This is a genomic window from Loktanella sp. 3ANDIMAR09, assembly GCF_001420005.1.
GTDB lineage: Bacteria > Pseudomonadota > Alphaproteobacteria > Rhodobacterales > Rhodobacteraceae > Loktanella.
Map to the genome: position 1 here is coordinate 56,775 of NZ_LJAK01000003.1, position 12,873 is coordinate 69,647.

Below are 12,873 nucleotides of genomic sequence, written 5' to 3' on the forward strand. Positions count from 1 at the left end.
ATCAGACCTTTCCCGTTCCGGCATGTGCCAGGTTTTCTTCGATGTCTTTTACGCTGACCTGTGACGGATTCCCGGTCATGCCCGCCATCAGCAGGCCCAGTTCCTTTTCATCGGTCTGCGCGGGGTCGCGTTCGCCCATGATGTGACCGTCGAACATGACTGCAATCCGGTCGGACAACGCGAGGATTTCCTCCAGTTCGACGGACACGAGCAGGATCGCCTTGCCCTGATCGCGCAAGGCGACGATCTGCTGATGGATGAATTCGATCGCGCCGATATCCACGCCGCGCGTGGGCTGACCGATCAGCAACAGGTCCGGGTTCCGCTCAATCTCGCGGGCCAGCACGATCTTTTGCTGGTTTCCGCCCGAAAAGTTCTTGGCCGCCAGCTTGGGATCTGGGGGGCGGACGTCAAAGCGTTCCATCTTTTCAGTGGTATCTTGCAGGATCGCGGCGTTGTTCATGAACAGGCCGTTGCGATATTTGGCGTCGTGGTGATAGCCGAATGCCGTGTTTTCCCAGGCTGCATAATCCATGATCAGACCTTCGGCCTGACGGTCCTCGGGCACATGGGCGATGCCGCGCCGCCGCCTGCTTTGCCCGTCGGATTTTTGGCCTGTCAGGTCAATCGGTGTGCCGTTGACGGTGATCTGACCCGATGCCTTTTCGTAGCCGCCCAGAACCTCCAGCAATTCGGACTGACCATTGCCAGCCACCCCGGCAATCCCCAGGATTTCACCCGCACGCACGTTGAAACTGATGCCCTTGACCCTGTGAACGCCCTTGGCGTCGGTCACGTTCAGGTCCTGCACATCCAGAATCACATCGCCGGGGCTGGCCGGGGTTTTTTCCACCCGCAACAACACCTTGCGCCCGACCATCAGTTCGGCCAGCTCCTGCGGGCTGGTATCGACCGTTTTCACGGTGGCTGTCATCTCGCCGCGGCGCATGACGCTGACCGTGTCGGTAATGTCCATGATTTCGCGCAGTTTATGCGTGATCAGGATGATCGTCTTGCCTTCGCGGCGCAGGTTTTCGAGGATACGAAACAGGTGATCCGCCTCGGCCGGGGTCAGCACGCCGGTCGGTTCATCAAGGATCAGAATATCCGCTTGCCGGTACAGCGCCTTGAGGATTTCGACCCGCTGCTGCATGCCCACGCCGATATCCTCGACAATCGCGTCGGGATCGACATTCAGTTCGTATTCGTCGGCCAGCGCCTTGAGTTCGCGGCGCGCACGCGACAGCGACGGGCGCAACAGCCCGCTGTCCTCTGCCCCGAGGATGATGTTTTCCAGAACGGTGAAATTCTCGACCAGCTTGAAATGCTGGAACACCATCCCGATGCCTGCCGCGATGGCGGACTGGCTGTCGGGGATATCCGTCTTGGTGCCGCCGATGAAAATCTCGCCTTTGTCGGCTTTGTAGAATCCATAGAGGATGCTCATCAGGGTCGATTTGCCCGCGCCGTTTTCGCCGATGATCCCGTGGATCGTGCCGGGCATGACGCGGATACTGATGTCCTTGTTGGCCTGAACAGGGCCGAACGCCTTGGAGATCCCCTTGAGTTCGATTGCAGGTGCGGTCATTGCGGCAGCCCTCCTGCGCCGACAAATCCGGCGAGCGTCGTCATCTGGCCTGTGGCGTTCAGTGCCGCGAAATAGGTGCCATGCTGCGCCCAATCGCCACCATCGCCGAATCCCACGATGCTGCGGGCGAATCCGTTTTGCGCGTCTGTCTGGATCACCCCGGCGGTCCAGCCGGGTGCCATTTGCGAATACATGCCAATATATTCGGCCAATCCGTCCAGCGTCGTGATCTGACCCGGACTACGGGGATCGCAATAGACGAAATGGTCGGCCATGCAGGCCGCAATGGTCGCGCGGCGTTTTGCGGCGTCCGTTTCGCCCCATGCAGCAAAGAAATCGGCGATGCGGTCTGTCATGACATCCCTTTTATTTTACGCATTGGGGCCGCGCCGATAATCGGCACGGCCCCGTATCTTGGCCTGATCGGCTATCTTAGAACGACAGGGCCGGGCAGGATTCGTCGGACATATAGTCGTGAACCGTGATGTCGCCTGCAATGATCTGCGCTGCTGCGGCATCCACGGCAGCCTGCATGTCGGCGCTGACCAGTTCGGCGTTGAATTCGTCCATGGCGTAGCCGACGCCCTCTTGTTCCAGACCCAGGGCCTGAATGCCGGGCTCGACAGCTTCACCCGCGATGAACGAGTTGTAGACGGCATTGTCCACGCGCTTGAGCATGGATGTCAGCACGGAACCGGGGTACATGTAGTTCTGGTTCGCGTCAACGCCGATGCCCAGCATGTCGTTGTCGGCAGCAGCCTGAAGAACGCCGACACCGGTGCCGCCAGCGGCCTGGAACACGACGTCAGACCCCTGGGATTTCTGCGCCAGCACCAGCTCGGTGCCCTTGACCGGGTCGTTCCATGCGGCAGGTGTGGTGCCGGTCATGTTCGCGATGATGGTCACATCGGGGTTTGCAGCCTTGGCACCCTGTGCGTAACCACAGGCGAACTTGCGGATCAGCGGGATATCCATGCCACCGACAAAGCTGACGGTGCCGGTCTCAGAGGCCATGGCGGCCATCATGCCGACCAGATAGCTGCCCTGCTCTTCGTTGAACACGATGGACTGAACGTTGGGCGCGTCGACCACGGCGTCGATGATGACGAATTTCGTGTCGGGATAGTCGCCAGCCACGTCACCCAAGGGTGTTGCGAAGGAAAAACCGGCCATGACGATTGGGTTTGCGCCGGATTCAGCGAAACGGCGCAGGGCCTGCTCGCGCTGGGCGTCGGACTGCAATTCCACCTCGGCAAAGGTGCCGCCGGTTTCTTCGGCCCAACGTGTCGCGCCATTGAACGCCGACTCGTTAAAGGATTTGTCGAACTTGCCGCCAAGGTCAAAGACGATTGCGGGGTCGGCCATCGCCGCACCGGCCGTCAGGGCCAGCGCTGCGGTTGCGCCGAACAGTTTATGCATGAGGGTCATGTCGGTCTCCCGTTGGTTGATGCGGGCAGTCTGTTGCCGCCCGTCATTGAGGCAAGCAAGGTGGCATTCACCCCGCTTCAGGCAACGATAAGGCAACGGGCGGGGCCGGTGGTCAACCGTTACTTAACGGCGCACCCCTTTTTTTGCCAATCGGTCAAAAAGCAGGCGGAGATTCAAGCGTTCAAGGCTTTTGACAGCACCAGTGCATCGACAGCCGGGCCGTTGGTCCGATCGTAATAGGCGCGCCGCAGACCAACCTTTTCGAATCCCAGTCGGTCGTAGAGGTGGCGCGCGGCGAGATTGTCAGCGGCGACCTCCAGAAAGGCGGTTTGCGCCCCTTTTTGTTGCCCGGCCAAGAGCAGGGCATGTACACAAGCATGTCCCAGACCCTGCCGCTGCAGGTCGCGGCGACAGGCCACCGTCAGTATCTCGAGTTCTGGCGCGATGACGCGGCCCATGGCAAATGCACGGTCATCCCCAACGACACTGACAAGGGGGCTGGCCAGCAGGTCTGCGAATTCATCCGCCGACCACGGGCGGTCGCGGTCAAAGGCCGCGGCGTGAACCTGTGCCAGAATTTCGGGCGTCACGGCACGACGACGGGCGGCGCATCGCGTGGTGGTGCTGCATCCGCGGGGCGCAGATACAGCGGCGCGGGGCGTGGCTGTGGCGTCTGCATCCGGCGGCCTGCGATGATCGCCATGGCGGTCGGGGGCGGCATGGCCGCTTCGATCACCTCACCGAATGCTGCCGCCCCGACATAAGCGGGGCGGATGCCAGCCGGACAACGGGGGGTTTGCCCGGTCTCCAGAAACTCTGGCGTGCCTTGGATGGTGCCGTCGAAAAACTGTGCGTAATATCGGCCAGACCGCGCGTCCAGCACCGAAATCACGGGTCCTGCCAGCCCTTCGGCCTGTGCCTCGAGGCTGGACACGCCGATTGCCGGAATGTTCAGCGCAAGGGACAGCCCCCGTGCGGCGGCGACGGCGATCCGGATACCGGTAAAGTTTCCCGGCCCGATACCCACACCGATGGCATCCAGTCCGGACCAGTCCAGACCGGCGTCACGCAGCATCTCGTCAAGCATCGGCATCAGATGTTCGGCCTGCCCCTTGGACATGGCGTCGGTGCGGGTGGTGATGCCTGATGGTGTCATCAGCGCAGCAGCGCACTGCGGGCCAGAGGTATCAAAGGCAATGATGAACGGGCTGTCGGTCACGCCAGCGACCACGTCAGCGGCTTTGTCGGATGACGTTGCAGAATGCCGCGCGCCTCAAGGTCAAGTTGCACGCATTTGAGCCACCAACCCGCCGTGGACCCACCGGGGAACACATCGTCAGGCAGTTGCGGCAGCACACCGGCCTTGATCTGCGCCGCGGTCAATGGCGCTGCGGTGACTGTCGACAACATCGCAGATTTCATCGCGTTGTATTTCGCAGCATCAACCCGGCCCACATGGCCGGGTTGGTTGACGTTCAGGACTTCGACCTTGTCGGCCATCAGGCAGCGACGGGGCGGACTTCGGTCACTTCGGGAATGTAATGCCGCAGCAGGTTCTCGATCCCCATCTTCAGCGTCAGCGTGGACGACGGGCAACCGGCGCAAGCCCCCTGCATGTGCAGATAGACGACGCCGCGTTCGAACCCGTGGAACGTGATGTCGCCGCCATCCTGCGCCACGGCAGGGCGGACGCGGGTGTCCAGCAATTCCTTGATCTGGTCGACGATGGCACCATCCTCGCCAGTGTGATCGGCATGGCCGCTGACCGGCTGGTGGTCGGCACCCATGACCGGCTGGCCCGACTGGTAGTGTTCCATGATCGCGCCCAGCAAGGCGGGTTTGACGTGATCCCATTCCACGTCATCGGCCTTGGTCACCGTCACGAAATCCATGCCAAAAAACACGCCCGTCACGCCGTTCACGGCAAACAGGCGCTGCGCCAGAGGCGATGTGCCCGCTGCATCAGCCGATGGAAAATCGGCGGTGCCGACCTCCAGCACGGTCTGGCCAGGCAGGAATTTCAACGTCGCGGGGTTCGGTGTCGATTCGGTCTGGATGAACATGAAAACCGTCCTTTTATGTCAGGTTACCGATATGCGCCCTGTGGTGGCCCACGTCAAGGTTTAGAACCATTCTAAACATTCAGGTGATCGCGTCCAGTTTTTCTTTTGACAGGTCACCGGGCACGATGGTGATCGGCACGTGGAACGTCCCGGCCTGACGGCTGAGTGCGCTGACCAGCGGGCCGGGTCCCTTGTTGTCGGTGCCCGCGCCCAGCACCAGAACCCCGATTTCCGGGTCCTCGGTAATCTGGGCCATGATCTCGGGCAGGGCCTCGCCTTCCCGGATCACTAGATCGGGGTTCACGTTCTGCCGGTCCCGCATCCATTTGGCAAAGACCTCGAAATGCACCTCGATGCGCTCGCGTGCTTCTTCGCGCATGATCTCGCCAACGCCGATCCAGTGGTTGAATTCATCGGGTGGAATGACCGACAGCACCGTGACGCCCGCCCCGGTCTTGGAGGCCCGCATGGCGGCGTATCGCATCGCGTTCAGACATTCGCGGCTGTCATCCAGCACGACCAGAAACTTGCGCATTTCATCCCCCTCTTTGGCGCATCTTGCCTTGGGTGCCGCTTGCGCGCAACGGTCAGAGCGTTTCGGACGCGGCCCAGTCCCAATACAATTCCCGCACACGGGCCGTGACCGGCCCGCTGTTGTAGGATCGGTCGTCAAAGGCACTGACCGGCGTGACCTTCATCATGTTGCCCGACAAAAACACCTCGTCCGCTGCACGGAAATCCTCAAAGGTCAAAACCTTTTCGATGACCTCGACGCCATCTGCGCGCAGATTGACCATGTGGCGGGCGCGGGTGATACCAGCCAGAAAGGTGCCGTTGGGGATCGGTGTGAACACAACGCCGTCGCGCACCATGAACACATTGGCGCTGGCGGTTTCCGCCACGTTGCCCATCACATCCGCGACCAGGGCGTTGCCGAACCCCTTGGACCGGGCCTCGGCCAGCATGCGGGCGTTGTTGGGATACAGGCAGCCCGCCTTGGCGTTGACGACGTTGTCTTCCATCACCGGACGGCGGAACCGTGTGGTGGTCAGGGTGGTGGATGCGCCCGCCGGTGCCATCGGAATAGCCTCGAGCGATATGGCGAAACCGGTCGATCCCTCCTTGGGCACGATCCCAAGGTCGCCGCCATCCAGTGCCCAGTACATCGGGCGGATATAGACGGACGTCTGGGGTGAATAGGCGCGCAGTCCTTCGCGGACGATGGCCACCATGTCTGCCGTGCTGACGGTTGGGGTAATCATCAGCGCCTCGGCTGATCGGTTCACGCGGGCGCAATGTGCCGCCAGATCCGGGACAACGCCATTGGCATAGCGGGCCCCGTCGAACACCGTCGTCCCCAGCCATGACCCGTGGTCCGCCGCACGCATCACAGCGACGTCTCCGTCGTGCCATGCGCCATTGAAATAGGTCCTGATCTGCGTTCCCGTCGCCATGATCACCCTCCGCCTTTTTGTGATAGCCCTAGGCCGCAACCGGCCAGAGGTAAAGTCCTGCCGTCAAGCATGACTGCGCTGATGCGCCCCCCTGATCAATCGCTGTTTTCAAAATATCCCCGCCGGAGGCAGCCGTCGCAGCATGCGGCGGCTTACCGATTTTTCGCGAAAAATCGGCATCCCGCACCTTGGGTCAGCGCAACAGGCCCACGATTTCATAGGTGCGCGACAGGATCGGTTCTGCGATCTTGCGGGCGCGCTCGGCCCCGTCTGCAAGGATGCGGTCGATCTCTGCGGGGTCGTCCATCAGACGGGTCATCTCGTCCGAAATCGGTGCAAGCCGATCGACCGCCAGATCGGCCAGCGCAGGCTTGAACCGGCCCCAGCCTGCACCTGCATATTCCGTGATCACCGCCTCTGACGTGGTGTCGGACAGCGCGGCGTAGATATCGACCAGGTTGCGCGCCTCTGGCCGGCCTTTCAGCCCGTCCAGCGTGTCGGGCAAAGGTTCGGGGTCGGTCTTGGCCTTCTTGAACTTTTTCGCGATCAGGTCGGCGCCGTCGCGCATGTTGATGCGCTCCATGTCGCTTTCGCCGGATTTCGACATCTTCTTGGACCCGTCGCGCAGGTTCATCACGCGGGTCGCGGGGCCGTCGATCACCGGTTCGGTCATCGGGAAAAAGTCGGTCTTGTAATCGTGGTTGAACTTGGCCGCGATATCGCGCGTCAGCTCGACATGTTGTTTCTGGTCCTCGCCCACGGGGACCTGCGTGGCATGATACAGCAAAATGTCGGCCGCCATCAGCGACGGGTAGGCGTACAGGCCCAACGACACCTTTTCGGCGTTGCTGCCGGCCTTGTCCTTGAACTGTGTCATGCGGTTCATCCAGCCGACACGGGCGACGCAGTTGAAAATCCAGCCCAACTCGGCGTGCGCCGACACGCGGCTCTGATTGAACAGAATCGATTGGCTTGGGTCTAGGCCGGCGGCCAGATAGCCCGCCGCAACCTCGCGGGTGGCGTGGCTCAGCTCCTTGGGGTCTTGCCAGACTGTGATCGCGTGCAGATCCACCACGCAATACATCGTTTCCATGGCACCCTGCATGCCGACGAACCGCTTGATCGCGCCCAGGTAGTTGCCCAGCGTCAATCCGCCCGACGGTTTGATCCCGGAAAACACGCGGGGGGTGAACTGGCTTTGGGTCATGGGGTCATCCGGGCTGGTAGGCTGCGATATTTCCGCATACCCATGCCAGAGCACGGCCCCATTCGCAACAACCCGAGGCATCCGCCATGGCAATCCAAAGTCCCGTCAACGCCATTCCCCCCGTGGTCACTGCACTTGTGCTGATCGTCGTTGCGGTCGAACTGACCCTGTCGGCGGGTGCTATGGGACTGGTCGGTGGACCCGGCGGGATCGGCTGGCGGTTGCAGGCCTTGCAGGAATACGCGGTATCCCCCGCCGTTGTGGATTACGTCGTCATGCGGGGTGACCTGTCGCTGGACCTGCTCAAACGGTTTGTGACCTACGCCTTTGTGCATGGCAGTTTCACCGATGCGCTGTTCGGCGGTGCACTCCTGCTGGCGCTGGGCAAGTTCGTGGGCGATGTGTTCCATCCGGCGGCAACGCTGGCGCTGTTCGTGGTTTCGGCCGTGGCGGGGGCGCTGGCCTTTGGTCTGGTCGCTGATGGTACGCAACCGCTGTTTGGCGCATATCCGGCGGTCTACGGTTTCATCGGGGCGTTCACCTACATCCTGTGGACCCGGATCGGGCAGCAGGGCGGGCAGCAGATCAAGGCGTTTCGCCTGATCGGCTTTTTGCTGGCGCTGCAACTGATCTTTGCGCTGATCTTTGGCGGCACGATGCGTTGGGTCGCGGATCTGGCCGGTTTCGCCGCCGGTTTCGGGGCGTCGATCATCCTTGCGCCGGGGGGATGGGATGCGCTGCTGGGCCGCTTGCGCCAGCGTTAACGCCGCAGCGCCCTGCGAAAGTCCTGCAGACGGAACGCGCCAATCATCTGACCGATGCCGAAATAGCTGACGATTCCGATTGCGATGAGCACGGCCAGCGCGAGGTAACGCAGGCCTTCGGTCGCAAGGAACGGTCCCAGCACGACAGCGGCACCAAACAGCACCACGCCCATCCCGACCGACGCCAGGACAATCCGCCAGATGCGGGCGCGGAAACGGTCGTCCCATGTCGCGGCGGCACCCATGCTGCGTGATCCGATCCACAGTTGCGCGACCATGATCCAGCCCACGGCCGTCGTGCCCAATGCGGCGGCGATGAACCCGACATAAGGGGCCAGCCCCAGCGCGATCACCAGGTTCAAGACCATCGCAACCAGCGCATAGATGAACGGGCGCCGGGTATCCTCGCGCGCGAAAAACAGCGGTTGCAGGGATTTTTGCAGCACGAACGCGGGCAGGCCCAACCCATAGACCGCGACGGCCAGGGCCGTGGCCATCGTGTCCTCGGGGGTAAAGGCACCGCGCTGGAACAGCACAGACGTCAGCGGAACGGGGATGACCAGCAGCGCCACGGCCGCCGGCACCGTCAGCGCAAGGCTCAGTTCTGCGGCGCGGTTGAACGCGTCGCGCCCGCCCGCCGCATCACCGGCCCGCAGGCGGCGCGACAGGTCAGGCAGCAGGACAACGCCGATGGCGATGCCGACGACGCCCAGTGGCAACTGATACAGCCGGTCGGCATAGGACAGCCACGCCACCGCCCCGTCAAAGAAACTGGCGACCTGACGGCCCACCAGCAGATTGATCTGAACCACACCACCGGCCAGCGCGGCAGGGGCCGCGATGATGGCCAATTTTTTCAGTTCCGGCGTCCAGCGCGGCATGCGCAGGGTCATGGTGAAACCCGCACGCGATGCGGCCCACCAGACGATCCCCATCTGCAGGATTCCGCCCAATGGCACCGCCAGTGCGAGGCTGTCACCGATCTGCAGTCCTAGCGCCCGGTCGATACCCATCCCGAGACTGTCCGACATATCCCGGCCCAGCAGGGCCGTAACAAGCATGGCGATGATGAAAACCACGTTCAGGATGACGGGTGCGGCGGCGGCGGCGACAAACCGGCCGGTCGCGTTCAGCACGCCGGACAGCAAAGCCGTCAACGAAATGAACATGATGTAGGGAAAGGCGATACGCCCGTATTCCACCGCCAGATCGAAACGGGCATCTTCCCGGAAACCGCTGGCCATCGCCGTCACCAGCCACGGCATGAAGATGATCCCCACCACCGTGAACACGGACAGGATCAGGGTCATTGCAACGAATGCATCCTGAGCAAAGGCCCGCGCGTCCTCGCCGCCTTCCAGTTTCTTGGAGAACATCGGCACAAAGGCCATGTTGAACGCGCCCTCGGCAAAGAACCGGCGGAACAGGTTCGGCAATGAAAATGCGATGATGAACGCCTGTGCCGCGACCCCGGTGCCCAGATAGCCCGCGATCAGGATGTCGCGGGCAAACCCCATCACGCGGCTGATCAGTGTCCAGATCCCCACGGTGAAAAAGCCGGACATCAGGCGGATGGGTTTCATGGGCTGGGGCCTTCTTTGACTGCGGCGCTACCCTTGCGCCCGTTCCGCGCCACGGTCAATGGCGTGACGCAGCTTGGTCGTCAGCGCCTCGCGCTTGGCCTCGGAATGGAATTTCAGTCCGGTGATATCCTTGACGTAAAAGGTATCGACAGCCTGTTCGCCATAGGTCGCGATCACCGCGGACGAGATATAGACATTGGCATTCGCCAGCGTCCGGGTCAGATCATACAGCAGGCCGGGGCGGTCACGGGTGTCCACCTCGATGATCGTGTAGATTTCGGACCCGTCATTGTCGAAGGTGATGACCGTCGGCACCCGGAATGCCCGCATGCGAACGGGCAGCACATCGCGATCCTTCAGCGCGGTGCTCGCCACGACTTCGCCCATTAGGGTGCGCTGGATCATGGAACGCAGACGCGGCAGGCGCGCTTCTTCGTAGGGGCGGCCGTCGGCATCCTGTATCCAGAAGGCAGCGGTCGCATAGCCGTCCTTTGACGTATAGGTGCGTGCGTCCACAATATTGGCCCCGACCAGTGCCAATGCGCCGTTCATGCGACTGAACAGACCCGGATGATCGACCATCGCAAAGCAGGCCCGGGTCGCATCCCTGTCATGGTCCAGCGTCAGGTCCACCCGAATTTCGCTGTCCGAGATGGCGTGCAGCAGATTGGCGAACACAACATGGGTCGTCAGCGGCAAGCCCTGCCAATAAGGCCCGTAATGACGGTTCATTTCGGTTTTCAGATCAGCAGCGTCCCAGTCCGCCAATGCATCGCGCAAGGCCCGTTTTGCAACGGTTTCACGGGTTTCGCGGCTAAGGTCCTCCAGCCCGTTGTCCAGCGCGTCGCGGGTCGCGGAATACAGGTTGCGCAGCAGCACGGCCTTCCAGTTGTTCCAGGTGCCGGGGCCCACGCCGCGGATGTCGCAGACCGTCAGCAGCAGCAGCAGGTCCAGCCGTTCCTTGGATTTCACCGCCTTGGCAAAGCCGCGCACGGTGCGCGGTTCGGAAATGTCGCGTTTTTGTGCCGTGTCCGACATCAGCAGATGATTGCGGATCAGCCATTCGACCGTCTCGCATTCCTTTTTCGACAGACCCAGGCGCGGTGCGACCTTGCGCGAAATGCGCGCGCCCAACACCGAATGATCCTCTGGTCGGCCCTTGCCGATGTCGTGCAGCAACAGCGCGACATACAGGACCTTGCGATTGACCCCGGCCTCGATGATCTGCGAGGCGACCGGCAATTCCTCGACCAGCTCGCCGCGCTCGATGCGCGACAGGTGGCTGATGACCTGGATGGTATGCTCGTCCACGGTATAGCTGTGGTACATGTTGAACTGCATCATCGCCACGATCGGTGCGAATTCCGGCATAAACGTCGCCAGCATGTTCAATTCGTTCATGCGGCGCAGCGCGCGTTCGGGGTTGCCGTATTTCAGCATCAGGCGCATGAAAATGCGGTTCGCCTCTGGATCCGCACGCACGGTGTCATCGATCAGGTGCAGGTTGGCTGCAATCAGGCGCATCGCGTCTGGGTGCATCAATGTGCCTGTGCGCATCGCTTCTTCAAAGATGTGCAGCAGGTTCAGCGGATCGGCCAGAAACGTCTTGGGTCCCGAAACAGTCAGGCGGTTTTGCTTGATCGCAAAGGGCGGTTTCGTCTTGGGCTTGCGGGTCAGCAGACGTTCCAGCATCGGTGCCGCCTTGGCGTGGGTGCGTTCCTGCGCGGTCAGGAAAATGCGCGTCAGATCCCCCACCATGGTCGCGTGGCGGAAATAGGCCTGCATGAAATGTTCGACGCCGCGCCGCCCGGCGCGGTCCTGGAACCCCATTGCATCGGCCACCTGGACCTGCATGTCGAACGTCAGCTGGTCCTGCGCGCGGCCGGCAATCAGGTGCAGATGGCAGCGCACGGCCCACAGGAATTCATGGGCCTGACGAAAGGTTTCGTATTCGTCCTGGGTAAAGACCTTGTGCTTGACCAGGTCCGACGCGTCCTGCACGCCGTGAATGTATTTCCCGATCCAATACAGCGATTGCAGGTCGCGCAGACCGCCTTTGCCTTCCTTGACGTTGGGTTCGACCATATAGCGCTGGCCGCCCTGTTTCTTGTGGCGCTGACCACGTTCTTCCAGTTTGGCCTCGATGAAATCGGGGGCAGAGGATTTGAACAGATCGGTCCACAGCCGATCACCAAGCGTCACGGACAGGTCGGCGTCACCGGTCAGATACCGGTATTCCACAAGGCTGGTGCGGATGGTGTAGTCCTCGCCGGCCAGTCGCAGGCAATCCTTGATCGTCCGGCTGGCGTGTCCGACCTTCAGCTTGAGATCCCAGAGCATGTAGAGGCTGGATTCGATGACGGCCTCGGCCCAGGGCGTGATCTTGTAGGGCGTCAGAAACAGCAGGTCGACATCCGAATGGGGGGCCATTTCACCGCGGCCATAGCCGCCCACCGCGATGACGGACAGCCGTTCGCCTTCGGTCGGATTGGGATTGGGATGCAAACGGTTGCGGGCCACGTCCAGCACCGCGCAGACAAGACAATCGGTCAGCCAGCTGTAGGCGCGTGTCGTGGGCGTGGCGCGAAATGGCTGATCCAGAAATGCCGCGCGGATCGCGGCACGTCCGTTCTTTTGCGCGTCCTTCAGGATGCCGACAACGGCTGTGCGCAGTGCGCGGTCATCTGCTGCGGTCTCGCTTGCGGCTGCAATCTGCTCGGCGACGGCGGGGGCATCGAAAATCGACGACGCCGGCAGGATCAGGTCCTCCGGCGTCGTGTCCAGTC

At 62.0% G+C, this 12,873-nt stretch carries 13 protein-coding genes; 1 reads left to right on the top strand and 12 read right to left on the bottom strand.

Translation table 11 applies throughout. The annotated features are described in order from the left end of the window. Window position 1: 1 nt before the first annotated feature. The 10 genes from AN189_RS05570 to trpS form a co-directional block, all read right to left on the bottom strand. On the bottom strand, window positions 2–1,588 hold the full coding sequence (locus AN189_RS05570) for an ABC transporter ATP-binding protein (RefSeq protein WP_056032362.1): 1,587 nt from the start codon (window positions 1,586–1,588) through the stop codon (window positions 2–4). Next, on the bottom strand, window positions 1,585–1,944 hold the full coding sequence (locus tag AN189_RS05575) for a hypothetical protein (protein WP_056032365.1): 360 nt from the start codon (window positions 1,942–1,944) through the stop codon (window positions 1,585–1,587). The genes AN189_RS05570 and AN189_RS05575 overlap by 4 nt, the downstream gene beginning before the upstream one ends. 76 nt (window positions 1,945–2,020) lie before the next feature. Then, window positions 2,021–3,016: a BMP family ABC transporter substrate-binding protein gene (locus AN189_RS05580; protein ID WP_056032369.1), complete on the bottom strand. Its 996-nt coding sequence runs from the start codon at window positions 3,014–3,016 to the stop codon at window positions 2,021–2,023. Between the two features lie 173 nt (window positions 3,017–3,189). Beyond that, the gene (locus tag AN189_RS05585; protein ID WP_056032372.1) at window positions 3,190–3,606 is read right to left on the bottom strand and encodes a GNAT family N-acetyltransferase; all 417 of its coding nucleotides are present in this window, start codon (window positions 3,604–3,606) and stop codon (window positions 3,190–3,192) included. Next, window positions 3,603–4,235 (bottom strand): tRNA (adenosine(37)-N6)-threonylcarbamoyltransferase complex dimerization subunit type 1 TsaB, encoded by a 633-nt coding sequence (gene tsaB / locus AN189_RS05590; RefSeq protein ID WP_056033193.1) that lies wholly within the window; start codon window positions 4,233–4,235, stop codon window positions 3,603–3,605. Before tsaB ends, AN189_RS05585 begins: the two co-directional genes overlap by 4 nt. Then, window positions 4,232–4,516 carry a hypothetical protein gene (locus AN189_RS05595; protein ID WP_056032375.1) on the bottom strand — a complete coding sequence of 95 codons (285 nt, stop codon included), beginning with the start codon at window positions 4,514–4,516 and terminating at the stop codon, window positions 4,232–4,234. The genes tsaB and AN189_RS05595 overlap by 4 nt, the downstream gene beginning before the upstream one ends. Beyond that, a complete protein-coding gene (locus AN189_RS05600; protein ID WP_056032378.1) occupies window positions 4,516–5,079 on the bottom strand; it encodes a NifU family protein in 564 nt (187 codons plus the stop codon). The genes AN189_RS05595 and AN189_RS05600 overlap by 1 nt, the downstream gene beginning before the upstream one ends. A gap of 79 nt (window positions 5,080–5,158) precedes the next feature. Continuing rightward, window positions 5,159–5,614: a universal stress protein gene (locus AN189_RS05605; RefSeq protein ID WP_056032381.1), complete on the bottom strand. Its 456-nt coding sequence runs from the start codon at window positions 5,612–5,614 to the stop codon at window positions 5,159–5,161. Window positions 5,615–5,666: 52 nt separating this feature from the next. Then, window positions 5,667–6,533, bottom strand: a complete 867-nt coding sequence (locus AN189_RS05610; protein WP_056032384.1) for a branched-chain amino acid aminotransferase — start codon at window positions 6,531–6,533, stop codon at window positions 5,667–5,669. 193 nt (window positions 6,534–6,726) lie between these two features. Then, window positions 6,727–7,740: a tryptophan--tRNA ligase gene (trpS, locus tag AN189_RS05615; RefSeq protein ID WP_056032388.1), complete on the bottom strand. Its 1,014-nt coding sequence runs from the start codon at window positions 7,738–7,740 to the stop codon at window positions 6,727–6,729. An 86-nt stretch (window positions 7,741–7,826) separates the two neighbouring features. On the opposite strand from trpS, the gene AN189_RS05620 reads away from it, so the two are divergent. After that, entirely contained in the window at window positions 7,827–8,504 is a 678-nt protein-coding gene (locus tag AN189_RS05620) for a rhomboid family intramembrane serine protease (protein ID WP_056032391.1), read from the top strand. Here AN189_RS05620 and murJ read toward each other — a convergent pair. Both murJ and AN189_RS05630 read right to left on the bottom strand, forming a co-directional pair. Further along, on the bottom strand, window positions 8,501–10,087 hold the full coding sequence (gene murJ / locus AN189_RS05625) for a murein biosynthesis integral membrane protein MurJ (RefSeq protein WP_056032394.1): 1,587 nt from the start codon (window positions 10,085–10,087) through the stop codon (window positions 8,501–8,503). The genes AN189_RS05620 and murJ overlap by 4 nt on opposite strands. Window positions 10,088–10,114: 27 nt before the next feature. Beyond that, a complete protein-coding gene (locus AN189_RS05630) occupies window positions 10,115–12,871 on the bottom strand; it encodes a [protein-PII] uridylyltransferase (protein WP_253279572.1) in 2,757 nt (918 codons plus the stop codon). Window positions 12,872–12,873: the final 2 nt, after the last annotated feature.